This is a genomic window from Undibacterium sp. Ji50W, assembly GCF_049340445.1.
In the GTDB taxonomy this organism is placed as follows: Bacteria; Pseudomonadota; Gammaproteobacteria; order Burkholderiales; family Burkholderiaceae_D; genus Undibacterium.
Window position 1 is genome coordinate 214,179 of the sequence record NZ_JBMPOX010000003.1, and the last position, 23,935, is coordinate 238,113.

The 23,935-nt window shown below is 53.7% G+C and carries 19 protein-coding genes; 5 read left to right on the forward strand and 14 right to left on the reverse strand.

The features are described from left to right. Nucleotides 1–222: 222 nt before the first annotated feature. Nucleotides 223–1,608 (reverse strand): NarK family nitrate/nitrite MFS transporter, encoded by a 1,386-nt coding sequence (locus ACO0K9_RS07965; RefSeq protein WP_422983560.1) that lies wholly within the window; start codon nucleotides 1,606–1,608, stop codon nucleotides 223–225. Between the two features lie 45 nt (nucleotides 1,609–1,653). Continuing rightward, a complete protein-coding gene (locus tag ACO0K9_RS07970) occupies nucleotides 1,654–2,898 on the reverse strand; it encodes an MFS transporter (RefSeq protein WP_422983562.1) in 1,245 nt (414 codons plus the stop codon). Nucleotides 2,899–3,301: 403 nt separating this feature from the next. Here ACO0K9_RS07970 and ACO0K9_RS07975 point away from each other — a divergent pair, with 403 nt between their 5' ends. Continuing rightward, complete coding sequence (locus tag ACO0K9_RS07975; protein WP_422983564.1) at nucleotides 3,302–4,288, forward strand: hypothetical protein; 987 nt, start codon at nucleotides 3,302–3,304, stop codon at nucleotides 4,286–4,288. Between the two features lie 338 nt (nucleotides 4,289–4,626). On the opposite strand, the gene ACO0K9_RS07980 is transcribed toward ACO0K9_RS07975, so the two are convergent. Both ACO0K9_RS07980 and ACO0K9_RS07985 read right to left on the reverse strand, forming a co-directional pair. Then, nucleotides 4,627–5,559, reverse strand: coding sequence for a PhaM family polyhydroxyalkanoate granule multifunctional regulatory protein (locus tag ACO0K9_RS07980; RefSeq protein WP_422983566.1), 933 nt, complete (start codon nucleotides 5,557–5,559; stop codon nucleotides 4,627–4,629). A 199-nt stretch (nucleotides 5,560–5,758) separates the two neighbouring features. Beyond that, on the reverse strand, nucleotides 5,759–7,078 hold the full coding sequence (locus tag ACO0K9_RS07985) for a branched-chain amino acid ABC transporter substrate-binding protein (protein ID WP_422983568.1): 1,320 nt from the start codon (nucleotides 7,076–7,078) through the stop codon (nucleotides 5,759–5,761). Nucleotides 7,079–7,240: 162 nt separating this feature from the next. Here ACO0K9_RS07985 and ACO0K9_RS07990 point away from each other — a divergent pair, with 162 nt between their 5' ends. Together ACO0K9_RS07990 and ACO0K9_RS07995 are read left to right on the forward strand one after the other, a co-directional pair. Continuing rightward, entirely contained in the window at nucleotides 7,241–8,353 is a 1,113-nt protein-coding gene (locus ACO0K9_RS07990; protein WP_422983570.1) for a DUF3108 domain-containing protein, read from the forward strand. 56 nt (nucleotides 8,354–8,409) lie between these two features. Continuing rightward, nucleotides 8,410–9,165 carry a DUF3108 domain-containing protein gene (locus tag ACO0K9_RS07995; protein ID WP_422983572.1) on the forward strand — a complete coding sequence of 252 codons (756 nt, stop codon included), beginning with the start codon at nucleotides 8,410–8,412 and terminating at the stop codon, nucleotides 9,163–9,165. Between the two features lie 15 nt (nucleotides 9,166–9,180). Here the strand turns inward: ACO0K9_RS07995 and ACO0K9_RS08000 are convergent, their stop codons facing one another. From ACO0K9_RS08000 to queC, 3 genes are all read right to left on the reverse strand, one after another. Continuing rightward, entirely contained in the window at nucleotides 9,181–10,617 is a 1,437-nt protein-coding gene (locus ACO0K9_RS08000) for a protein kinase domain-containing protein (RefSeq protein ID WP_422983574.1), read from the reverse strand. A 48-nt stretch (nucleotides 10,618–10,665) separates the two neighbouring features. Next, nucleotides 10,666–11,409, reverse strand: coding sequence for a metallophosphoesterase family protein (locus ACO0K9_RS08005; protein WP_422983576.1), 744 nt, complete (start codon nucleotides 11,407–11,409; stop codon nucleotides 10,666–10,668). A 63-nt stretch (nucleotides 11,410–11,472) separates the two neighbouring features. Continuing rightward, entirely contained in the window at nucleotides 11,473–12,204 is a 732-nt protein-coding gene (gene queC / locus ACO0K9_RS08010) for a 7-cyano-7-deazaguanine synthase QueC (RefSeq protein WP_422983578.1), read from the reverse strand. 172 nt (nucleotides 12,205–12,376) lie between these two features. Between queC and ACO0K9_RS08015 the strand changes: the two genes are divergently transcribed. After that, nucleotides 12,377–13,660 (forward strand): lipopolysaccharide biosynthesis protein, encoded by a 1,284-nt coding sequence (locus ACO0K9_RS08015; RefSeq protein WP_422983580.1) that lies wholly within the window; start codon nucleotides 12,377–12,379, stop codon nucleotides 13,658–13,660. Here the strand turns inward: ACO0K9_RS08015 and ACO0K9_RS08020 are convergent. From ACO0K9_RS08020 to ACO0K9_RS08050, 7 genes are all read right to left on the reverse strand, one after another. Continuing rightward, nucleotides 13,629–15,488, reverse strand: coding sequence for an alpha/beta fold hydrolase (locus tag ACO0K9_RS08020; RefSeq protein WP_422983582.1), 1,860 nt, complete (start codon nucleotides 15,486–15,488; stop codon nucleotides 13,629–13,631). The two genes, ACO0K9_RS08015 and ACO0K9_RS08020, sit on opposite strands and share 32 nt — an antisense overlap. A 12-nt stretch (nucleotides 15,489–15,500) precedes the next feature. Then, nucleotides 15,501–17,999, reverse strand: coding sequence for a glycosyl hydrolase 2 galactose-binding domain-containing protein (locus tag ACO0K9_RS08025; RefSeq protein WP_422983584.1), 2,499 nt, complete (start codon nucleotides 17,997–17,999; stop codon nucleotides 15,501–15,503). Nucleotides 18,000–18,009: 10 nt separating this feature from the next. Next, on the reverse strand, nucleotides 18,010–18,996 hold the full coding sequence (locus ACO0K9_RS08030) for a DUF1839 family protein (protein WP_422983586.1): 987 nt from the start codon (nucleotides 18,994–18,996) through the stop codon (nucleotides 18,010–18,012). A 7-nt stretch (nucleotides 18,997–19,003) separates the two neighbouring features. Then, nucleotides 19,004–19,915 carry an amino acid--[acyl-carrier-protein] ligase gene (locus ACO0K9_RS08035; RefSeq protein WP_422983588.1) on the reverse strand — a complete coding sequence of 304 codons (912 nt, stop codon included), beginning with the start codon at nucleotides 19,913–19,915 and terminating at the stop codon, nucleotides 19,004–19,006. A gap of 12 nt (nucleotides 19,916–19,927) precedes the next feature. Then, the gene (locus ACO0K9_RS08040; protein ID WP_422983590.1) at nucleotides 19,928–21,094 is read right to left on the reverse strand and encodes an acyl-CoA dehydrogenase family protein; all 1,167 of its coding nucleotides are present in this window, start codon (nucleotides 21,092–21,094) and stop codon (nucleotides 19,928–19,930) included. A gap of 1 nt (nucleotide 21,095) precedes the next feature. Then, nucleotides 21,096–21,335 carry an acyl carrier protein gene (locus ACO0K9_RS08045; protein ID WP_422983592.1) on the reverse strand — a complete coding sequence of 80 codons (240 nt, stop codon included), beginning with the start codon at nucleotides 21,333–21,335 and terminating at the stop codon, nucleotides 21,096–21,098. A 303-nt stretch (nucleotides 21,336–21,638) separates the two neighbouring features. Next, on the reverse strand, nucleotides 21,639–22,841 hold the full coding sequence (locus ACO0K9_RS08050) for an ABC transporter substrate-binding protein (protein ID WP_422983594.1): 1,203 nt from the start codon (nucleotides 22,839–22,841) through the stop codon (nucleotides 21,639–21,641). A gap of 254 nt (nucleotides 22,842–23,095) precedes the next feature. On the opposite strand from ACO0K9_RS08050, the gene ACO0K9_RS08055 reads away from it, so the two are divergent. After that, entirely contained in the window at nucleotides 23,096–23,935 is an 840-nt protein-coding gene (locus tag ACO0K9_RS08055) for an SIR2 family NAD-dependent protein deacylase (protein WP_422983596.1), read from the forward strand.

Sequence of the window (23,935 nt, forward strand, 5' to 3'; positions counted from 1 at the left end):
AATGCATACTGAGAGTGTAGGGAATCAAGATGCTCCCGCCCATTCTTCGGTGCGGTGTATTTTGTTGCGCATTCGCACTAGTCCATCTAGTCCTTTAGAACTACGGAATCCCTGATTAAGCTACTGCGCGACGCTTACTCAGGGATTCCTGCAAGCAGACTTGCAAAAAAACAGCCCGTAGATACACAGGCTGTTTTCAGGATATTTCTGCCTATTAGAAATCTAGCAAGGCATCTCTGCACCTTTGCGTGAGTAATACCACCAGGTGATGGCCATGCAACTGATGTAAAAGGCGATGAACACATACAACGCCATATCAGGCGCGCCCGTCATTTTGATGGAGGTTCCGAAACTCTGTGGAATAAAGAAACCGCCGTAAGCACCGATGGCACCAGAAAAACCCAGCACAGCGGCAGATTCTTTGGCGGCATCCAGCCGGGCCTGTTTCAAGGCTGGCTCGCCCTTGCCTTTCGCTGCACGTTCACGGTCCAGCTGGAAAATGACCGGTATCATGCAAAAGGTTGAACCGTTTCCCAAGCCGGTCAAAATGAACATGACGATAAAGGACACCAGAAATGGCATGAACTGATGCTCATGCAAGGCTGGCAAAATACCTGCGACTATCGTGATGGCCATGGCGACGAATACCCAGAATGTCAATCTGGCACCACCGACCTTATCAGAAATCATGCCGCCAATTGGCCTGGCCAGTGCGCCAGCCAAAGGACCAAGGAAGGCAAATTTCACGACATCAATTTCTGGGAACTGCGCCTTGATCAACATCGCAAAACCGGCAGAAAAACCAATGAAAGAACCAAAGGTACCGATATACAACCAGCACATCAGCCAATTGTGCTTGCGCTTGAATATCACCGCCTGATCAGCAAAAGAAGCTTTTGCCGAAGCGATATCATTCATGCCAAACCAGGCCATCAGCGTTGCCACCACAATAAACGGTACCCAGATAAATCCGGCATTCGCCAGCCAGAACATAGTGTCTGCACCGGTTTTGGCGTTATGAAACAAGAAACCATCACCAGACACACTAACGCCAAACATGGCAGAAGAAATCACCAGTGGGGTAACGAACTGCACCACAGAGACACCAAGATTGCCGATACCGGCGTTCATGCCGGTTGCATAACCTTTGCGTGATTTCGGAAAAAAGAAACTGATATTCGCCATGCTGGAACTGAAATTTCCACCACCCAAACCGCACAGCAGGGCCAGGATCAGCAAGGTCGAATAACTGGTCGTCGGATCTTGCAAGGCAAAGCCCATACCGATAGCAGGAATCAACAAACTTGCAGTGGAAATTGCGGTCCATTTACGGCCGCCAAATACCGGCACCAGGAAAGAATAGAAAATTCGCAAAGTCGCGCCTGACAAAGCAGGCAAGGCCGTCAGAAAGAATAGTTGGTCCTTACCGAAATGAAACCCAGCCTTGTCCAGATTAGCCGCAACCACGCTCCATAGCATCCATACTGTAAATGCCAGCATCAGACTGGGAATGGAAATCCATAAATTTCTATTCGCAATCGAACTGCCTTCCTTGCGCCAGAACTCAAGATTCTCTGGCTCCCAACGGTTTAATACATGGCTCATCATATGCTCCTGGTTTTTTAAAAAACGTAATCACATTGCTTACCGATATCAGGCTGGCATAGCCGCCTGAGCGGCCAACATGCCCTCCCTGCGAAATTGGAAATGCATCCATACCAGAGACACACAGACCGTGCCGTACAACAGCATGAAACAGGAACTGCGCACACCGGTTATGTCGACAATGGCACCGAACAAGACCGGCAAGATAAAACCGCCCAGACCACCAGCCAATCCAACCACGCCGGATACGGCACCAATATTGCTGCTGTAATCATCCGATATAAATTTGAAGACAGATGCCTTACCCACCGCCATCGCAATACCAACGACAAACAGGATGGCAGTGAACATCAACGGTGTAAGACCTATATGAAATGTCTGCATGCCGTTGATGGTTTTGATCGTGAAATCAGTTTGTGGATAAGACAGCACAAAGAAGGCAACCCAGCACGCCCACATGACCCACCATGTCACTTTATAGGCGCCAAATTTGTCGGACAACCAGCCGCCAAAGGCACGCAGAACACCACCAGGTAAAGAGAAACAGGCAGCCAGCAAGGCCGCGCTCTTGATGTCAAAGCCATATTCGGTCACGTAGTACTTGACCATCCACAAACTCAGCCCGACATAGCCGCCAAATACGACGGAGTAGTACTGGCAATAACGCCAGACTTTGGGGTCTTTCAGCATTTTCAGCTGGGCCAGAAAGCTGATATTTGATTTGACGTTATGGCTGGGGTCCGTTGCGGAGAACACCCAGAATATCAAGGCAGCAGCCAGCATCATGACGGCATACACCTTGGGCACCAGGGTCCAGCCTGCGGCTGCGATCAATGCCGGCGCAATGAATTTATTTACCGCCGCGCCCGAGTTACCAGCGCCAAATATACCCATGGCCAGGCCTTGCCGCTCTTTCTTGAACCAGCGTGCGACGTATGGGGTACCAACAGAAAAAGAACCACCGGCCAGGCCAACAAACAAGCCCAATACCAGGAAATGCCAGTAAGCCGTTGCATAGCTGATCAGGTAAATCGGCACGACCGTAAACAACATCAGCAAGAACAGGACGATACGACCACCAAAGCGGTCAGTCCAGATACCAAGTGGCACGCGTATCAGCGAACCCGTCAGCACAGGCATAGCCGTCAGCAGGCCAAATTCCGTTTCGTTGAGATGTAATGCGGCCTTGATCGGAATACCGATCACACCAAACATCATCCAGATGGTAAAACATACAGTGAACGCCAGCGTGCTGGAACCCAGCACCGAATAGGCTTTGCCCTGACTAGCCATGACAGCTCCTTTTGCTTTTATAGGTGCTATCAGCTTAAGGACTGCTGGCTTATTTAGAAATTCCTCTGACGGTGATTATTCAAGATGCATAAGGAGAGGGCTTATGTCCGAAAGAACTAGTTCTTTCTGTGTTCAATACCCTCTCCCCCGCAAATCATGCATGCCTGTCTCCGGGACAAAGCGAGTCAGGACAAAGACCGCAACTATCAAAGTCAAACAGCCCGCACAAGCCCACTTACACTTTGTTGCGTATTAATATAAAACACACAATTAATTGATTGACGTGGTTTTTGACCTCATGCACCATCATCTGGCTTGATGCAGCAATTGTGCTCTGGCTTTATGCTCTGGGCGTGTTGGCCTGCAGCTTTGTTCATCCACGATATTCAACTCATTGGCTTACATGAAAAAATCTACTACCTCTGGCGCTCTCCGTTTGTTGTCAGCAAGTCTGGCACTGTCTTGTCTGGCAGCTCCCGTGCTGGCGGCGGACTATAGTCCTTATCCCAAGGCCGGTATTTACGATGCCAGCGATAAGGGTTTTGAGCGTTTGCTGACGGTAAAACCTGACGGCAAATTCACATTGGAAGTTTCTGAGAAAGGCAAGCCGGGCAATTTGCGCAGCGGGTCCGGGGAAGGTAAATTATCAGATGCACCTGGCGGGTGGAACTTTAGCGAGGGACGTTGCACAATGACCTTGAAACGCGCTGCCGGTGGCATGCAATTGCATGTAGAGGCATGTGCAGGTTCCTGGGGCGATGTTCCCTTTGATGGTAAATATGCGTTCCAGGGTGAGGAAGTTGCTGCCGCTCCTGTCAAACCAGCATTAGTTGCAGCACCAGCACCCAAAGCAGCTGCGCCAGCTCCTGCCGCAAGCACTATGCCCGCCCCTGCTGCGGAGCCCGCTGGAGTGGCTACAACGGCCACCGCGGCCACCAGCACGATGTCACTGTCGCGCAAGGAATGGAAAGAAAAATGGGGTAACGTTACGGCCGAATTCATCACTGGCCACTTTGTGCAGGTATTGGCACAACGGTCCAGTGACACCCCGACAGGACCAGGACTTGATCATTATTCAAATGCCGCAGTGATTGTCGATACCATTAACGACTATGAAAAGGCTACTGCTGCAGAGATGGCAAAACCGCCTTTGAAACAGTACACACTTCCTTTGCCAGCTGTCACAGCCAAAGAAGGCGTGAAATTTGAAACCGAATGCAGTTATGGCAAATCTGCCATGGCCTTTGTAATCAGTATCGACAGCTATGGGAAAGGGAATATTCTCAGCCGCAAGCGTGTCAGTGGCTGGATGCTGGATAGCAAGCTGCAACTGACTGAAGTCAAGCCCGCCAGCAAGGTCAAATGCCCGCAAACAAGCGCGTTCTATTGAAGCGCCCTTGCAAGCCTCATAAAAATTTGAATTGGACACCAGCAGGTGTCCTTTCATGACAATGCGCCACCCATATTTGTACTAGAACTCATTTCATAAATAGGGGTGAGATGCGTTTGCCTCATAACGCGGGATGGCAAGGCGGACAGGGCAGTCAATAGCGGGTTAAAAAATCACTACACCTGCCAACCAGACCAACTCAACCAATAATCCACGCATGCCTTCCCCCGGGTTACCCCATCGCATCTCATCGCATCTTATTTGTATATCATCTTTGTCCGCACGACAGTTTGTCGCACATCAGGTCAACATAGTAATCCACCATGTCGGCTTAATGACTACTTGCCGGACTTTGCCGGACCTGTTTTGCTTGCAGTCTTGCCTGTCGATTTACTTGCAGCGCCAGGCTTTGCAGCAGGCTTACCGGACTTGGCAACGGCTTTGATCACGGTCTTGCCCGTGCTTTTTGCCTTGCTGGCGGGAGTTGCCTTGCTTGCCCTGGCTGGTGTCGCCACCGTTTTTGCTTTAGTCGTCTTGCCTGCTGAGCGGGGTTTGCTTGCAGTTGCACTTGCCGCCGGGGGAGCCGCATCTGCCTTGATATCTGTTGGTTCGCCTTCCAGGGCCTTGCTAACCGCTTGCTTGAACTGTTCCTGCAACAAGCCCCACCATGCAGCAGGATTGGCGAACTGTGCGCTGGCGTCAGACTGGGTAGCAGACTTGTCGGCGGGTGCTTCTTCCGGCTTTTCTTCGGGTTCTGCTTCCTGGCTGGCGTCTGCTACAGTGTCTGGCGGCATGTCTTCCAATTCTTCATCCACTTCTTCATCCGGGTCTGGTTCCGGCACTTTGGCAGTGGCTGGGTGCATCGGCCAGTCTGCGTGGCTGGCGCTGGCTTTCGTATGGGTTGTGGTAGCGCTGCTGCTGTCAGTATGGGCATTGCCGGCGGCACCAAAATTTGCCGCAGCCTGCTCAGCCATGGCACCAGCCTGCTGTGCGTGCTGGGCAAAACTTTCGCCCAGCGACTGCAGGGCAGCGATGGTGGCGCGCTGCACCTCCAGCGCCTGTATGGTCCCACGCAGCATATTCATGTTGACGGTGAGCCAGGATTCCACGGTCTTCAAGTCCTGGATTTTCTTATCCAGCTCATCGAGCGACATCGGTGGTGCCACCATGCCCGGCACCTGCATGCTGCCCCAGAGTTTTTTGACAAAAGAAAGCGTATCACCCATGGCATTCATGCCGGGGATTTCTGTACCAGAAAATGGATTACTCATGAGTTTCTTCCTTAGGTTTTTCCAGCAGATATGAATAGGGGCTCTTAGAACGTGTTTACGATCTGTAGCGAGCGAGCGTCAGCGGGGAGAAGAGCAGCGCAAAAAGCGGAATGTACTTAAGTACATGAGCATTTTGAGCAGCGCATGAGCCCCGCGTGGACTCCGATTGCGCCCGCGCAGTAAGATCGTAAACACGTTCTTACATCTTAGTCATCTTGCATGAGGTCGACAAGGCCGTCAATCGCGCATCGAAATAACGTTCAGTCTTGAAGCCATAACCACTACCTTCATTATCGAAGCGCACACCACTTTCTCCCTTTTTTTGCATGACGGACACATACAAAGGCTGTATCAGTTGGTGGTCTTCGGCACGCATAAGGGCGTTATGAAAGGCGTTCTTGTACTGCGCCCCTTCCATGGCACGCGCCACGGCAACCGCTTCAGTGGATTTGGCTTTTTCTATGGCACTGGCCAGCATCTCTATCATGACTTGCATGCGCAGGTGCACATAATCATCGCGGGGATCAGGATAACGCTGGCGGAACTGGCTGTAAAACGCATCGCTGTCACTGCCACCGGCATTCGGATGCCATTCAGCAACCGCACGGACCCGGCCTATGCCAGCGTCGGCAATGGCGGCGGGCGCACCCAGGCCATTGCCGTAAAAAGTATAAAACTTCAGCACCATGCCAGCATCTTTGGCGGCTTTCACCAACAAGCTCAGATCATTACCCCAGTTACCGGTGATCACCGCATCGGCACCGCTGGCTTTGATCTTGGCGACATAGGGGGCAAAATCCTTGATCTTGCCTATGGGGTGCAAGTCGTCACCAACGATACTGATATCCGGGCGTTTTTGAGCCAGCATGCTGCGTGCCGACCTGGCAACCTGGCGGCCAAAACTGTAATCCTGGCCGATCAGATAGATTTTTTTGGCCCTGCTGTCATCCTTGATGACCTCGGTCAAGACATGCATGCGCATATCGGCATTGGCATCAAAACGGAAATGCCAGTAGCTACATTTTTCATTGGTCAGTACCGGGTCAACCGCTGAATAGTTAAAAAACAACACGCGGTTATCCGGCGTGCGCTGGTTATGCTTGTTGATGGCATCCACCAGCGCCAGCGCAACGGCAGAACTATTTCCCTGCACGACAAAGGGAATATGCTGATCAGTCAGGTGTTTGAGTGCAGTCAGGGATTCTTCCACGCCCTGTTTATTGTCGAAACTGCTCAGTGTCAGTTGGTGCTGACCATCGGGCAGGCGCACGCCACCACGGGCATTTACGCGATCGATGGCAATCTGCAGGTTTCTTTGTACCGCTTCACCAGCATTGCCAAATGCACCACTAAGGCCATCGATCATGCCTATGCGCACTGGCGGTAAAATTTTGGCGCTGGTGCTGGTGTTAGTATTGGCCTGCGGTGATTGCGCTGCTGCCAGGCTGGTGCTTAACAGCAGGCCGAGCAGAGCGGCAAACATGGCAACCCTGAAATATGATTTCTTTAGTACGGACATTCAAATTTTCCTCCAGAACACGCTTGTGGGGCTAAGCATGAGAAAATGCGGCGCATCCTGCACAACACTATTAACTGTTTCTTGCAATAAAGATAGCATTCTACCCTCTTGCTGGCGTGGCCCGGTCATCCTTATGGTGACTGCTGCGTTTACCATTTTGTGATGAGCCCAACTTTCAAACCTGCAGACTATAGCCTGCTCAACCGTCAGGGCCTGGCATTTTGTGCCCTGGCCCTGCTATTGCACCTGCTTGTGCTGTTCAATTTAAACAACACGCCCGTGGTCGGCAACCCTCTGCATACTGAACAAATAGTGCGGGTACATTTGCGTGAAAGTGTGGCACCAGCACCGGAAGCAGCCCATACAAACCCCACCCCCACAATGGCCAGGCTCAGACCGGTCTCATCTGCCACCCGCACGCACACCACACCATTCGTGCAAGCGCAAGACAAACCGCCCCTCCCCGTGTCTGAGGTAATGGAAAAAACCAGCCTGCCCGTGCCGGATACAACAGCGCTACTGACAGACAACACCCCGCCTATAGAGGTCGCCAGGGAGACACAGCCAGTACCAGCAAAGCCAGTCGCCGAAGGTGAGCCAGCCTATGCGGTACGGCCGCCGCCATCGGGTGCCATCATGATGCGCATCGTGCGTACAGAAAACAATCGCCATCCCGTCAATGGCCAGGGCGAAATACACTGGGATTTCGAAAACGGGCAATACAAGATGCGCGTCGAAGCGTCACTGAATCTGCTGATTACCTCATTGAATCTGTATACCCTGCGCAGTGAAGGCAAGCAGGACAGCTATGGCATCGCGCCTGCACTCAGCACCGAAGCCCGACGCAGCCGTAGTGAAACGGCGACGCATTTCAATCAGGATGAGCGCACCGTCAGTTTTTCTTCATCGAATAAAACCAGTAGCGTCAACCATGGCGTACAAGACAAGGCCAGTGTCATGATGCAATTGGCGGGTATCGCTTACGCTGAGCCTGAAAAATTCCAGGCCGGACGTGAAATCAGGCTGCAGGTTGCAGAAGACAGGGATGTCAGCAACTTCGTCTTCGTCATCACTGGTCAGGAAGAAATCGATACCCCCATGGGAAAAATCATGACCTGGCATGTGAACCGGCCGCCCCGGCCAGGCTCATACAATTCCAGGCTGGAAATCTGGCTGGCACCGGATTACTACTGGTATCCGGTACAGATACGCAATACAGAAAGCAATGGTGCCATCACCACCCAGACTGCCGACAAGATAATTAGTGGTAAATAAGCAGCGGTAAATAATCAACTGTAAATAAGCAGCTGTAACAACACAGAAAGATGACTATGCGTGCAATCCCCATCATGATGGCCACTCTGTTGCTGGCAAGCGCCAGTCTCAGCAGTGCGGCCCAAAGTAATCCAGGCAATGAAGCGGCGATAAAACATGCCTATAAACTGCCGCCGCCGGCAGAACTGCAATACAGTATCAAGGCGCGCCAGAGTGGCTTGTCACTCAGTGGCTCGGCATCGGTCAAATGGCAGTATGCCGATCAGAAATACAGTATCCAGACTGAAACCCGCGCCATGCTGGTCGGCAAAATACTGGATGCCAGCAGCCAAGGCGCGATTGACGACTATGGCCTGGCACCGGATAAATTTGTCGAGAAACGCTTTGGCAAACCCGCCACCACGACCAGCTTTGAGCGCGATAGCAAGACCCTGCGTTTTACGGCGTCGGGTGAAACCTATAATCTGAAAGGTGGCGAACAGGACCGCACCAGCGCCAGTTGGCAACTGATTTCCATCGCCCGCGCGGCCGGCGACAATTTCAAGGCGGGCACAGAATGGAAAATGTTTGTTGCAGGCCGACGTGATGCCGACCCCTGGACCTTCAAGGTCATCGGCCCAGCCACCATCAAGACGCCCATGGGTGAACTGGCGGTGATCCATGTCAGCAAGGCTCCGCCGCCAGACTCCAAAGACCAGCAACTGGAATTATGGCTGGCACCCGGCATGGAATGGTATCCGGTACGTTTAAAGTTCAGCGATGCCGATGGTGATTTTGTCGATCAGGTTCTGGAAAGCGTTAAGAAAAACTAAGCATTGATTGTATGCTTATTTATCTTGCGCCTTGACGACGGTAACCGTGCATTCAGCTTCCGCCACCACCTGTGCCGATACGCTACCCAGGTAGCGGCGCAAGGCAGAACTACCACGTGAACCGATGATGACATGGTCAACCCGGTTGCTGTGCGCATAATCCACAATGGCAGTGGCCGGGTCCGGCGCTTCCAATACATGGAAGGTGATTTTGTCGGCGTTCATGTTCAGCGGACGTGCCCAGTGCTTCAGGTCCACCAACTGTTTCACATGGATGTTTTCACCCTGCTGTATCAGGCTGTCGTCCATGCCTATCCGGCTGATCTTGCGTATCGTCAGACACGCCAGGCGTGCACCCGGTTCGGTCTGCAACATGCGCCGCGTGATATTGCGCAGGCTTTCTGCCAATGCTTCCGAACCGCGATTCAAGTCCAGCGCCACCACAATAATCGGGGCCTTGGCCAATTGTTCCGACACGCTGTGGGTGGGCAAAGGCTCGGCACCGGCCACCTGAAAACGTCGTTTCAGCACCGACAGATAACCATCCTGGTTTTGTTTTTCTGCCCTGCCCGTCAATTGTATCTGGTCCGGATGCTGCAATAGAAAAGCCAGTTGGGCTGCGGTATCAAAGCGTGCCTGCGGTTCTACTTCCAGGCAGCGCAAGATCACTTCCTGTAGCCACAGAGGCAGCTCAGGCCGGTGGCTGCGTGGAGGAACAGGGTCACGATACAAGCGTTTTTTCAAACCAGAGACCGAGGTTGGATGACCAAAAGGCCTTTCTCCGGTTGCCAGGTGATATAGCAATACCCCCAGCGAAAACAGGTCACTGCGCGGTTCATTGCGTATGCCCATGACTTGCTCGGGTGAAATATACGGCCCGGTACCCATGGGCAGGCGGAATTCTTCATCCAGCAAATCCGGCAGGCGGTCATGTCGCGACAGGCCAAAGTCGATCAGCACGGCCGTACCATCCGGTCGGAACATGATGTTGCTGGGTTTGATATCGAGATGAATCACATGCTGTTTATGCAGGTCCTGCAAGGCATGCGCAACCTTGATACCGACCTCCACCACTTCGTCGACCGGCAAAGGTGCCTGCTCGAAACGGCTGCGCAAAGAAGTGCCAGCAATCTGCTCCATAACGATATACGGCTGGGCATCAAAATCACCCGCAGCAAAATAGCGTGGTACATGCTGGCCCTTGAGCTTGGGCATGATCATCTGCTCGACTTCAAAAGCAACAATCGCAGTCGGATCTTCACTGGAATACAGCAAGGGCACCTTCATGATCAGCGGAAACGGCTGACCCGTATCCTGCGTTGCCGGATGCCGTTCACGCAGATCGCTGACACGCCATAACGCTGCCATGCCACCGGTGTGCAGCTTTTCTTCGAGGCGATAACCATCGAATTCCATGCTGGCTTGCAGGGCGTGCGGACTGCCCTGGCTCATCGTGCCTGCTCTGGTCTGCGGATGATTTGCATGGTGGCGCTGTCCATCCTAGTTACCGTTGATCAGCCTGTGGCCCAGCGTGGGTGGCAAACCGGCACTGATAATTTTCTGGCAGGCGGTTTCGGTATCATAGGGGATGCGGTAATACGTCAGCTCCTGGCTATCGGTATCAAAAGTTGCATAACAGGCGGCCGGGTTGCCATCGCGTGGTTGTCCGGCAGAGCCAGGTATCACCAGCCAGCGGCGCTGCTTGCTCAAAGGTATACCTTCTTCCGGCGTCGGCAGGAATTCACCGGTCTTGCCGGTCAGGCTCAGGTGAAACAGCGTGGGCATGTGGACATGTCCGCAAAAGGTAATGCTGGCCTTGGTCGCATGCATGCTGCGGGTGGCCTCCATGACGCCATCGATGTATTCCCATTTTTCCGGCGCCCAGGCATTTGCATGCACGAACAGGATGTCTTCCCATTCGATGCAATACGGCAACTGGGCGATGAATTCCAGTTGATCGGGACGTAATTGCTCCTTGGTCCAGTCCACCACCTTGCGCGCTGTCGGATTCATACCCTGCTTGTCGCCTGGCAACAAACCTGCATCATGATTACCAATCAGCGCCCACGCACCCTGACGTACATGGTCCATGACGGTATCCAGCACCCAGCCTGGGTCAGCACCATAACCGACCAGATCCCCCAGGAAAGCATAGCGCGTTGCCTTTTGCTGTTGGGCATGCGCCAGGCAAGCCTCTACGGCTTCGCGATTGGCGTGCAGGTCTGTCAGGATAGCTATCAGCATGGGAGATCATTCAGTGGTTCAAGTCTTCATTGTAGACCCACTAACTAACTTCATGCTTACAAATCAATTTTCGCTCATGGCAAACTCACCGGCACGGTACTTTTCATAACCGCGCGCGCGCAAAGTACAGGCCGGGCAGGTGCCACAACCATGGCCCCAGGGATGCATGTCACCACGCTGGCCCAGGTAGCAAGTATGCGTATCTTCGCGTATCAGATCGACCAGGGCGCTGCCACCCAGTTGTTCTGCCAGTTGCCAGGTCTGGGCCTTGTTGATCCACATCAGCGGAGTTTCCAGTTTCAGGCGGGTATTCATGCCCAGGTTCAGCGCGACCTGCAGCGCCTTCATGGTATCGTCGCGGCAATCCGGGTAGCCCGAAAAGTCAGTCTCACACATGCCACCGACCAGCACGTTCAGGCCACGCCGGTATGCCAGAGTGGCCGCAGTCAGCATGAACATCAGGTTACGGCCCGGCACAAACGTGTTTGGCAAACCGTTGTCCTGCATTTCTATGGCGATGTCTTCTGTCATGGCGGTATGTGACAGTTGCGCAATCAGGCCCAGGTCTATCATGTGGTCGTCACCCAGGCGCTGCTGCCATTCGGGTGAGAATGCCCGCATTTTTTCTATCAAGGTGGGACGCACTGTCAGTTCTATCGCATGCCGCTGGCCATAATCAAAGCCTATGGTTTCCACATGCGCATAATGCGATAAGGCCCAGGCCAGACAGGTAGCAGAATCCTGTCCACCGCTAAACAGAACGAGGGCACGGTCATTGGTGGTTATTTTGTTCATAGTTCATCGAAAAATAAGGTAAAGCCATTGTAAAAGAATGAAACACTTTGTATAACAACAGACCTTGATGGTAAGGTTCTATTGAAAAATATAGTAGGCTTATCGTGGATTCCAAAACTCATTTTATGAGTTCCCCCGGCATAATAAGCCAACGTGCCTCTCGTGCAAGCCCATGAGCTTTTATAAAAAATTTCTTTCTTCTTCCATTTTATCGGTCATCGATCAGGGCATGCTCAGTGCCCTGAATTTTGTCATTGGCATTTTGCTCATGAATCTGGTGACGAAAGATGACTACGGCCTGTACGGCCAATTGTACGCTGGTGGTTTGCTGGTAGGCTTGATCGTCGATTCCTGGATCGCCGGGCCACTGACCACGGTGGCTTCTTCCGTGCACGGCGACACCCGCAAATCCCTGTTGCGTCACTACTGGTACCGGCAGGTCAGCTGGACGCTGATGATGGGGGTGATTGCCTTTGTCATCGTGGAATTTTTTCCGGTGGCGACACACTACAGCGACAAGAGCTGGATACTGGGCCTTGCTTTTGCCGCCTATCTGTTCGGTAACGGCATACGTGAATATGGACGCACGGTCGGCTTTATCCAGTCAGACATCATCTCTGTACTGCGGCAGGATGTGTTGTATGTGAGCCTGGTGGCCGGTGGCCTTGCTGCCCTGTATTTCAGCCATCATTTTGATCTGATCACGGTATTTGCGTTGCTGGCGGGTTCATCGTTTCTGTGCACACTGGCCAGTCGTCAGCATTTCCTGGCGCATACATCCAGCGATGCCGAGGCACACGCCAAAGAAGAAATCCAGCAGGCCATGGCTGCCCACCATGAAACCATACGTGGCCATGGACGCTGGGCGGTATCGGGCGGGATCGTCGGCTGGTTATCGAATTACAGTTATGTGTATTTGTCGGGGGCCTGGCTGGGTGTCGCCGCGATTGCAGACCTGAATGCATCGCGGCTGATGCTGATGCCTATTCCACTGGCAGTCGCGGCCTGGTCACGGGTGGCACGACCGGAAGCCAGCCGCCTGATGGCAGAGAGTAACTGGCGCGGCTTGCGCAGGCTGACCCTGTTTTCCATCGCCGGCATAGAACTGGTGGTAGTCGCCTATGTCGCCTTGCTGTTGACCGCACTGCCATGGCTGGAGGGACATGTCATCAGCGCCAAATATAGCGGGCTTGACCCGATGGTCATGCTGTGGGGCGGTTATTTCGCTATCAATGCCGCCCGCTGGGTCGGGACTTCATGGCTATCCAGCGGTGGCGCTTACAAGGAAATGTTTTTCCTCGGCAGTGTCACCCTATTCCTGGTATTGCTGATCACTGCATTCAGCATTCCCAGAATGGGCGCGCCCGGTGCCATCCTGGCCCTGATCGTGGTCGAGATTTTTGAACTGGTGGTGGTATGGCGCTTTATTTTGCCGCGTTTGCAGAGGCAGCGTTAAACCGCTTGTACAGATGCTTGCTGATTAACTCTGCCAGTGCGCTCTGGGCCCAGCGCGGGGTAAAGGTATGATCTGCCCCATTGAAAATTTCCAGTCGTATACGCTCACTACGGCCCAGCAGGCTGGCGTGCCGGCCTAGCTGTTCTGTCATGACATCCACCGCAGTGTCACTGGCGTCATAGATCAACAAGAGTTCTGTACCGCGTGCTTCCATGTTACGGAAATTGCGTGCGACCCGTCCCAGCAATAAATTATTATGCGTCAGGCTAGTGAGCAGCAATTGCCATTGGGTGCGCAAGCGCTTGCCTATGCGGCGCAACATATTGCCAGCGATCTGAGTAAAATCCACCTGCCCTTTGCACACCCGTTTCCAGGTATCGGCTTTAGCCAGCGCTTGCAGATAATAGTGGCTGGACTTGATGGTGTTTTTACGGCGGGCATCGATGGTATCGCCTTCCTGCCAACGGTAGGTAAGCTGATTCATCAAGACCAGGCCGCTGACCCGCTCATCATCCAGTCCGGCCATATACGACAGGTAGGCCCCCGAACAGAGACCGGCCAGCACAAATGAAGGACTATGGTATTTGCCCTGCATGAAATACATGGCACTGCTGACATCATCCACACCTGCGGCTGCATGGACATCGTTTTCCCTGTCATCCGGCGTCGCCTTGCTATAGCCTATACCGGACTTGTCAAAGCGCAGCACATGAAAACCGTGGCTGGCCAGGGTACGTGCCAGCGTCACATATAAACGATGATTGCCAACATGATGATTGGCACCGATATTGCACAAGACCACGGCAGGCAAAGCCTTGGGGTCGGCCCCGGCCTGATGGCTGACGATGCCAAACATGCCCTCAAATTCCAGCAATTCTTCTTCGACGACCTGGCTGTTAAAAGCGATGCTGGCAACATCGCGGGTCACCGCATAGGGTCGGCTGTCAATGCTGGCAAGCGGGAAGTACTGGCTCAGCCAGTCTTGCATGGCAGCCCAAACTGCCATCGGCACCACGGTATCGTGTGCGTCTTCAGTCATCATGGCGGCATAGCCGGGCAAATCGGATACATGCAGGGCGTTGTCGTGGTGATGCCAGGCATTCACCAGTTTTGCTTCCTGGCCACTGACGTCGTCACGGGCCTGGATAAACACGGGCATGGCCGGTGCCGGCATCTTCAGCAGATCCAGCTTGCCCAGGCTGCTGCGGGTGGCGGCGCTGAATTCATAGCCGGTCAGTTCATCGTCGGTGACTGTATGCGCCGGGTCACGTGCCTGATCCAGATCGACATCTGCCTGCAGGTCACTTATGCCACTTATGCTGCTCATGTTACGCAAGACCAGCATTTCACGCGCATACGCACGACCAGAAATCACCGGTGCCATCAACAGCATGGCCCTGGCATCAATCTCGTGCGCCACACTGGCAGCCAGCAAGCCGCCCAGGCGCAGGCCAAACAGGGTGATGTGCTGCACACCCGCCATTTTCCGCAATTGCGCTGCAGCCTGACGAATATTTTCTTGCCACAGGCCGATTCTGTCGGTGAGCACATCGACATCGGCCGCATCACCGGTATTGCTGTAATCAAAAAAGAAGACATCAAACCCGGCCCTGGCAAGCTGGTTGGCCAGGTGCTTGTAAGCGAGGTAAGAGACCATGTATTCATGACCAAAAGGCGGACATAAAACCACACCGCACTGACGGCTGCCACCGGCGTCACGCAATTTTGCCGGGTGATACCAGCCCAACATGGGGCCGGCCTCATCACCAAACCAGCTTGCTTGTGGTGAATACAGGATATCTTTGCTAGGATACAGTTGTGTTGCCAAATCTGCCGCCCGCTAATGAGGAATCTGCACCCGGATAGTGCCCTGTGCATTCAATGCCTGCACTTGCCCGGTCTGGATTTGCGTGCCACCCGTGGCGCGCAGGATGACCTGCTTTTCACTCGCTGGGGCCAGATGAAAATAATTGTCGTCAGGCAGCCAGCCAGGAATTTGTATTGCCACCGCCTGCGCCATTTTCTGTGTACTCAGATGCAGCACCAGATTGCCCTCTTCTGACATGACGCAATGCGCTTGCAAACCCAGGTCGGCCGCCTGGGTAAACTGCTGCCCGCCAGGAAAATGAAAATCACTGGCAAGCACCTGTGCACTACCGGCACGGTAAAGCTGCACCACCGCCACATCATGTCCAGCCGGACCAAAGCGATAGGCATAGGTGGTATCCATGAAGTGCGGCAACAGTACATAATCCCGCACGCTGATCGCGGTATGGGCAGCGACCCGCACGCTGATGCGGCCGTGCGCAATGCGATTTGTCCCATGACGGTACAGGCCAAGTTCCAGTTCAGCTTCCAATGCCTGCGCAGTGTCATTCACTACATGTAAGGCCAGACCGTTCAAGCCTTCATCAATCATGAATACAGTCAGCGGTGCCATGGCGCGCTTCAAATAATAATAAGCAGCCTTGGGCTTGCCAAGTGCATCTAACACGCCCCAGCCTGCACCTGGCCGCAGGTCGCGCCAAAGCCAGATCAGCGCGCCATGACAGCTTGAACCGGCACGCCGCCATTCGGCCATGGTGCGGGCCATGACTTCGCCGCTGGCTGTGCGCGCCAATGCCAGGTAACGCTGCTGATCTGCATGGCGCAGGCCTGCAGGATCGACCTGATACAAGCCAGCCATATAATGATCGCGCACGTCTTCAAAATCCCAGCTGCTGCCATTGTCGCGTGGTATGCCCCGCTTCCAGACAGGATGCGGCCCCACTGTCTCGCCATTTTCCAGCATGCTGTCCAGCAAATCATCATCAGGCATATTGGAAAAACCCAGGCATTCCGAAGTGAAGCGTACGTCGCTACGACGGGCATCTTCCAGCGGACGTAAATAGGCACCGACACCAAAATAATGGGCAACACCGCTATCCAGCTGGAAAGGCATGACACCACCGCTGGGGCTGGATGGCCAATACTGCACATCAGGCCGCATTTGCAGGCATAGCGCCGGCAAAGTCTGCGCAAAGAAATCATTGCGCCACCATTCTGCTGGCTGCCCCAGCATGGCAGCCTGTTGTTCCACCTCGCTATTGCCGCAGACGACGGCAATACACGGCGACGCCTGGGTGCGTTGCAGGAACTGTTGTACTTCCAGAGTGATACTGGCAGCAAATTCCGCATCGTTCACCGGATAATCCATATTCGCAAACATGCAGTCTTGCCAGACCAGGATACCCAGTTCATCACAGAACTGGTAAAACGCCGCTGTCTCATACACCATGGTGCCGACCACGCGCAGCATATTCATGCCGGCGTCACGCGCCAGGCCCAACATTTGGCGCAGGTCACTGGCTTGGTTTTGCAGCGAGATCACGTCCACCGGTGTCCAGCAGGCACCACGGCAAAAAACGGAGACATCGTTCACATGCAGATGGAAATCGCCATCACGCTGATCGACCCTGATCTGCCTGAAACCGGTACGCCCAAGTTTCAGTACCTGGCTGTGATCAGCAGTTTGAATCTGCAATTCCAGCGCATACAAGGTCGCCTCACCATGGGTATGCGGCCACCATTTTTTGACTTTCGGCAGGCGACACAGGCCAAGAATGCGATAACAGTTTTCACCCAGACTTTGCCACTTCAAGGCTGCTGTCTGTTCACCTATCTTGATGAAGCAGGACGAAATCGCTTGCAGGCTGTGCGCCGTCAATTCGATTTCCAGCATACCATCTTCACCATCCAGCCTGCTGGTCAGCTGTTGGTCGATAATCTGTACCGGGCTTTGTAATTCCAGGACAACCGGGCGATAGGGTCCGACCGGTGCAACGGGTGGTGACCAACCCGGCATGCGCCCCAGCAGACTGGTGCGCAACCAGCGCAATTGCTGCTGTTCGACTAGCCTGGTTTTCCAGCGCGGACGCGGGCGACGCTGCGCCAGTTGGGCATTCAAGGCCAGAAAGCGCATACTCAAACGGCCTTTACCACTGATCCTGTGCACGGCCAGATCAAGACGGTGAGCGATGAACATATTCTCGCTGCGCAAGACCAGGCTGTCATTCCAGTACACTTCAGCATGGGTCGCCAGGCCTGCAAAATGCAGACAGGCAGCGTTATCGGGCAAATCCAGATCACAGAAATACCAGACATCGACTTCATCGAAATTGTCTTTGTCATACGCAAACTGTCCCGCCGCACGCAGCGCGCCAGCGATGGTGCCGGGCACTTGCGCGGGCAAACAGACCAAGTCAGCCACCTTCAATGCCGAAGGCAACACCTGGCTGCCACTGGCAAGCTGTATGGCGTGCCAGTTTTCTGTCAGGGGTATAAGTGTCTGCTGGGTCATATCCGCACTATCATCCGTTCACCAGACTACGGTCCAGGGCATCCATGCCTTGTTGCCAGTGCAGCGCCAGTTGTTCCAGCAGCGGTGCCAGGTCCACGGCTTTCTTGCTCATGACGGCGCGCGCGGTTTTCAGCAACAAGGTTTTGGTGAGATCGGATATCGCTTCAAATTCTGCCGCTGCCGCGTCAAACTGCAAGGACTGATGTTGTTGTAGCCAGCGCAAATAATGGGCACCCAGGCTAAAGCCCGCCCCCAGTTGGCGCAGGCAGGCAAAGGCATAAGCATGATAGGCTGCCATGCCTTCTTCCTTCAATTGTTCTACATCGCGTAAAAAAACAGGCTGGAAGCAGTTGACAGGATTATTGCGCGGGCGTCTGGCCAGGTATTTGCGCAACAGCGGCAAAGAAATGGCCGCCAGTTCTGCATCTGTCCTGTGCTGCACATGATCTAGTCTCACAAATTCGGCAAACAGTGGCATGAAAGCCGGGTCATGCGGTTTGTCCACCCGGAAGGTTTCGACAAAGTCTTCACCCTGTAACTCATGATAACTGCTGTTGTGGAAATAGCCGAGTTTGTGGTTTTCCAGATCGATCTCTTGTATAGCTATGGTAGTCTTGACGTGATTGCTTCGATAATCAGTACCGGCAGTATCCGGCAGGTAAAAAGAATCCGTTTCTGTCAGCACCAGGCGACCACGCTCTAGCTGGGTGCTGGCATTGCTGAGCAAGCCACGCCAGACATTCAGTTCCTGCACATCGATACCGTACAGGGCGTACAGGTCTTCGTGCGGTGGTTTGTAGAAGGTCCACTGGTCGCCATCAAAATCATTGGCGAACACCATGGGCAGGCAGGCCAGCGGATTCAAGCCTTGCGCATGCAAGATTTCTACCCAGACGTCGATATAACAATTGGTTTCGGCCCAGGCGCGATCTGCACCATGCAAGGCATGTGGCTGGTATTCGCTAGCGAGAAATTGTGATAAAGCGTGCAGGCTCATGAGCACATCATGACCACAATACGTCACGGGTAGCCTGCGGCCAATGCTCTGGTTGCATGCCATGGGTCTTGAACAAGGCCATGACGATGCGTTCCAGGCCAAAACCCAGGCAGGCGGTGTGCGCCAGCTCACCGTTTTGCTGATAAATTTCAAACAGTTTGCCGAAATGGTCCTGGTGATAATTGAAGGAGCAGACTGCAGTTGGCCTGGCTTCGGATATCACCGGCACCAGCACTTCAAACTTCAATTGCTGTTCACGCTGATTGGCGGCCAGCATGCGGCCACCACGGCCAAAAAAGGGGTCGGAAGCCACATCCGAATGCGCAGGCAAACCCAAAGACTTTAAAATATCCAGGCCGCGCTGCAACCAGGTATCACGCCAGGCAACCACCATCTCTGGCGTACCTACGCGCACAAACTCGCGCACGCGGAAAGACCGCATGCGGGTCGGCTCTGGCGAAGGCTCATTCCTGAATACCCAGTTTTGCATATCCACCAAACGCCCTTCAGCAGGGATGGTGCCGGTAAAACTGGGGTAGACCGGATAACAGGCAGCCGGCGTCAGGCAAACCGCCGTCATGGTTTGCAAATGCGTCCAGGGCCGGCCTTCATGCACGTTTTCTATCAATTCCTTGTGCTGCGCTTCGGTGCCGGTAAAGCTGAATATGGTACCGGCCAGTTGCGGAAAAGAATCCAGATATTCACTGCGTTCCAGTACCTTGCGATCCAGGCAGGGTGGGAAAGACATCCTGGTCGCGCCATCATTGACGGCTACCCGACTGACATAATCATCGAAGCGGCGCAGTACATCTTCAAACACCGGGCCCCGGCCAAAAATACCCTGCACGCCAACAGGAATGATATGGCCAGCAGCAACCAGATCCTCTGTCAGCCCTTCGGGAGAAAAATCGATAGACATCGTGCGCCTCTCCTAATCGTCTTTCAGCACCAGCAGCAGGTTGGCATTGGTCGCCAGAATGCGGTCATTACCAACCATGATGGCAGCCGAATGCGCATCACGCAAGTGCCGGCTCATGCTGAACTTGCTGTCGTTTTTATAGCCAAGTATGCCGCAGATGGACAATGCCTTGGTGACGATCTGTGGCAAGGCCTGGGTCGCATCTATCTTCAGATTATTCATCTTCAGTGAATACGCGATCGACGTCAGGGTGCCTACTGCCGCATCGTCGGCAACCGACAATTGTTCATATTCAGTCAGGCAGGCCTGTACCGATGTACGCAGGCTCTGCATCATGCTGACCAGTTCTGCCAGGCGCAAAGCTGTCGGTGGCACAGTACCGGGATTGGCGCGGGCCTGGCCACGGACAAAAGCCCTGGCCTTGTTGACCGCCGCTGCGGCACAACCCATCCAGCAACCGCCCCACAATAAATGCGATACCGGCACCACGGTCTGTGCGGACATATCACCAAAGGGTGCATCTATGATCTGCGCCGCATCGCCACTGGATGTCATCAGGAAAGGTGGACTACAGGTGCCACGCATGCCCATGGTATCCCAGCCGCCTTTTTGTTCCAGCGTGTAATCGGCCTTACGCACCAGTATCAATGACTGGTCACTGTTTGCCGCTTCAGGATTGCGTCGGGCAGTCACCAGCAAATCATCGGCCTGCGCCCCATAAGAAATGGTGGTGGCATCCTTGATCAGCCTGAAGCGTTCGCCAGTCACTTCTACCGCGCAATTGCTACGACGCATTTCACCACCGACGCCGACTTCTGAAGTCACCGACGCGATCAGATATTGATGCGCGACCAGTTCACGCAGATAATTCCTGTACCAGTCACTATGCATGGCATGGCGCACGATACTGATGACCTGTATCTGATGCATGGCAAAGATCATTGCCGTCGCCGCGCACTCACGCGCCAGAATTTCGACAATATCTACCAGCTCTGTCAGGCCAGCGCCACCGCCACCGAGTTCCGCTGGTACATAGGCACTCAACAATTTTTCACGTTTCAGGGCAGTCACGGCTTCAATGGGAAAACGGGCTTCCTGGTCCACAGCATCGGCATAGGGTGCTGTAAATTCTTTTGCCACCAGCCTGGCAGCCTGCCGCAGCGGGGATGAAGTATCCATGTCAGGCAGTCAATTCTTGTACGGCGGTGTGTATCGCATTGATGCTTTCAAACACGCTGCGCTTCAGCATGCGGTCCGGAAATTCGAGATCAAATGCATCTTCCAGCGCCAGCATGACATTCACACTCGCATGCGATGTCATTCCGGCTTCGTACAGATCAGCATCGTCGTTCAGGGTATCCATATTGGCGGCAAATTTGCCATGGTCTTGCAATACCTGACGGATTTTTTCCTTACTCATAAGCAAGCTTCCTTGTTCTAAAGATGTACCTCGTCCTGACATGCATGTTCACACTTCCAAACAGCGATCAATAACAGGCAGGACGTGCATGATCATGCATGCCTGAAAATTAACAGCATAGCCGAATGCCCGTCAGGACGAAGTTAAATTTAGTTAAGTTTTTCTTATCGTACGCTAAGGCAATATTGAGGTAACTACAGACGCAGCAAAGTGCAAAAAAGAGCTTGCAGCACTGATCTGCATGGGCAAATCAGTATCTGCAATCAGGTCTTAAAAAAGATTTATTTAGAATTTATTCAGGATTTATTTGGTGCGTACAATCAAGCTGCTGCTGGCATCTTCGCGATACGCATAGCCGACATGGCCTTTACGAATTTCGCCGATGAAAACCATGTTCTGGGCAATCGCTTCATGGTCATTTTTGGAGAACGGTTTCTTGTAGCGTGAAATCACGGTCGACGTGGCATCATATTTCATGTCTTCCAGAGCGGCCTTTATTTTTTCTCCGTCGGTAGCATTCGCCTGCATCAGCGCCAGGGTCAATATTCTCAGGGCATCATAGGTTTGTGCCGCAGCCACGGCTGAAGGGATGGATTTGACATTATTGAGGCGCAGATAGCTGGCCACAAAACTGCTGCTGCGGTTGCTGGCTTCATTTTCGATGAAGGTGACCGGCATGCGCGCCCCTTCGGCATTATTGCCGGCCAGCTCCACAAAGCTGCGCTGTGACAGCGTCCAGGAACCGACCAGCGGCAGATTCAGCTTAGCCTTGCTGACACTGTTGGCCACCATCGCGGCTTCTGTACTGAGGCAATACAGAATAACGATCTGCGCACCGGCCTGTTTGGCCCGTGTCAATTGCGCCGTCATGTCCTGATCGCCGATCTTGAAGCTTTCTATGGCTACCGGTGTCATTTTGCGACGCTGCATTTCCGCCAGCAGACTGTCCTTGCCAAACTGGCCGTAAGGCGTTTCGTCATGCAATACCGCGACCTGGGTCAGCTTGCGTTTGTCGATGACGTCATTCAGTATCACCGCCGGTTGCAGATTGTCACTGGCCGCCAGGCGGAAGATGAAGCTGTTGGGTATGGCAGGTGGCATGTATTGCTTGGTCACTGCCGCACCTGTCGCGGCACTGATAATCAGCGGGATTTTTGCTTCCTGGAATATCTTGGCCGAAGGCAGCGCCACCCCGGTATTGGCAAAACCGACGACGGCCACGACCTTTTCTTTTTCTATCAACTCCTTGGCCAGTGCCACACCGATATCTGGCTTGGCCTGGTCATCACGTTCCACCAGTTCTATGCGCCGCCCCATGACGCCGCCTATCTGGTTGATATCGGCCAGAAACACCTGCGCACCACCACGTATGCTTTCCCCCATGTCGGTGGACGATTTACCGGTGAACGGGCCAATGATACCTATACGTATTGGCGGCTCCTGGGCCTGCACAGACAGCGAAAGCACAAGCAGTAATCCTGCCAGAAGGGAAGGTGTACGTAGCATGATGTCTCCAGAGTGTTATATTTTTGCAGAACTCATTTGATACATAGAACCGGACAAGATCACGGCCGTCCGGAATGTATGACAGCGCACATACACATTTCACGCATGGTTACAAAATGAGTACGTAAAAGGTAGTTTGCCTCAGGATATACTGTCAATTGGATAAATTTCACTCTTGCTTACAATTTAACTGTGCTAGCTCAACCGGAATGGATATGGCAAAGCAGTTGCAAGAGTCATCGTACAAGTAGCCCATGCACCCTGTTCACCTCCTTCATCAGGCCGTTGACCTTATCGCGCAGGCAGATGCGCTGGTGATTGCTGCCGGGGCTGGCATGGGCGTTGATTCCGGCCTGCCGGATTTCCGTGGTACCGAGGGTTTCTGGAAAGCTTATCCGGCGCTTGGGCAGCAAGCCATTCCTTTTCATGAAATTGCCAGTCCGTCTGCTTTCCGGCGCCGCCCTGGCCAGGCCTGGGGGTTTTATGGCCACAGGCTGGCACTGTACCGGCAAACCCGGCCTCATAGCGGCTTCCAGATTATGCAGCAGTGGGCTCAAAGGATGCCTCATGGGCTATCTGTATTCACCAGCAATGTCGACGGACATTTCCAGTCGGCGGGCGTAGAGGCAGACAAGGTCTATGAATGCCACGGCTCCATCCATTATCTGCAGTGCCTGTTACCCTGTCGTGACAGCATATGGCCAGCAGATGATTTCCAGCCAGAGGTGGATACCGTCCAGTGCCAGTTGATGAATAAGGCACCGACCTGCCCCCATTGTGGCGGCATGGCCAGGCCGAATATTCTGATGTTTGATGACTGGGACTGGAATGACCAGCGCCAGCAGCAGCAACTCGCGCAGCAGCAACGGTGGCTGGACCAGGTATCCCGCCCGCTGGTGATAGAACTGGGCGCTGGCACGACCATCCCTTCGGTGCGCAACTTCAGCCATCGCGTGCTTTTGCAACACGGTGGCCGCCTGTTGCGCATCAATCTGCGTGAGCCACAAGTTGCCTTCGCCCAGGATGTAGGTCTGGCAATGGGAGCACTGGAGGCATTGACCGCCATTCAGGCACTGATGGACGCTGCACCTTAG

Excerpts from the sequence above, each read along its gene's own strand:
- ACO0K9_RS07980 (WP_422983566.1), bottom strand. The coding sequence starts at position 5,559 with ATGAGTAATCCATTTTCTGGTACAGAAATCCCCGGCATGAATGCCATG.
- ACO0K9_RS08000 (WP_422983574.1), bottom strand. The coding sequence starts at position 10,617 with ATGAGCCAGGGCAGTCCGCACGCCCTGCAAGCCAGCATGGAATTCGAT.
- ACO0K9_RS08005 (WP_422983576.1), bottom strand. The coding sequence starts at position 11,409 with ATGCTGATAGCTATCCTGACAGACCTGCACGCCAATCGCGAAGCCGTA.
- ACO0K9_RS07965 (WP_422983560.1), bottom strand. The coding sequence starts at position 1,608 with ATGATGAGCCATGTATTAAACCGTTGGGAGCCAGAGAATCTTGAGTTC.
- queC (WP_422983578.1), bottom strand. The coding sequence starts at position 12,204 with ATGAACAAAATAACCACCAATGACCGTGCCCTCGTTCTGTTTAGCGGT.
- ACO0K9_RS08040 (WP_422983590.1), bottom strand. The coding sequence starts at position 21,094 with ATGGATACTTCATCCCCGCTGCGGCAGGCTGCCAGGCTGGTGGCAAAA.
- ACO0K9_RS08035 (WP_422983588.1), bottom strand. The coding sequence starts at position 19,915 with ATGTCTATCGATTTTTCTCCCGAAGGGCTGACAGAGGATCTGGTTGCT.
- ACO0K9_RS08030 (WP_422983586.1), bottom strand. The coding sequence starts at position 18,996 with ATGAGCCTGCACGCTTTATCACAATTTCTCGCTAGCGAATACCAGCCA.
- ACO0K9_RS07995 (WP_422983572.1), top strand. The coding sequence starts at position 8,410 with ATGCGTGCAATCCCCATCATGATGGCCACTCTGTTGCTGGCAAGCGCC.
- ACO0K9_RS07975 (WP_422983564.1), top strand. The coding sequence starts at position 3,302 with ATGAAAAAATCTACTACCTCTGGCGCTCTCCGTTTGTTGTCAGCAAGT.
- ACO0K9_RS07970 (WP_422983562.1), bottom strand. The coding sequence starts at position 2,898 with ATGGCTAGTCAGGGCAAAGCCTATTCGGTGCTGGGTTCCAGCACGCTG.
- ACO0K9_RS07985 (WP_422983568.1), bottom strand. The coding sequence starts at position 7,078 with ATGTCCGTACTAAAGAAATCATATTTCAGGGTTGCCATGTTTGCCGCT.
- ACO0K9_RS08025 (WP_422983584.1), bottom strand. The coding sequence starts at position 17,999 with ATGACCCAGCAGACACTTATACCCCTGACAGAAAACTGGCACGCCATA.
- ACO0K9_RS07990 (WP_422983570.1), top strand. The coding sequence starts at position 7,241 with ATGAGCCCAACTTTCAAACCTGCAGACTATAGCCTGCTCAACCGTCAG.
- ACO0K9_RS08045 (WP_422983592.1), bottom strand. The coding sequence starts at position 21,335 with ATGAGTAAGGAAAAAATCCGTCAGGTATTGCAAGACCATGGCAAATTT.
- ACO0K9_RS08015 (WP_422983580.1), top strand. The coding sequence starts at position 12,377 with ATGAGCTTTTATAAAAAATTTCTTTCTTCTTCCATTTTATCGGTCATC.
- ACO0K9_RS08055 (WP_422983596.1), top strand. The coding sequence starts at position 23,096 with ATGCACCCTGTTCACCTCCTTCATCAGGCCGTTGACCTTATCGCGCAG.
- ACO0K9_RS08050 (WP_422983594.1), bottom strand. The coding sequence starts at position 22,841 with ATGCTACGTACACCTTCCCTTCTGGCAGGATTACTGCTTGTGCTTTCG.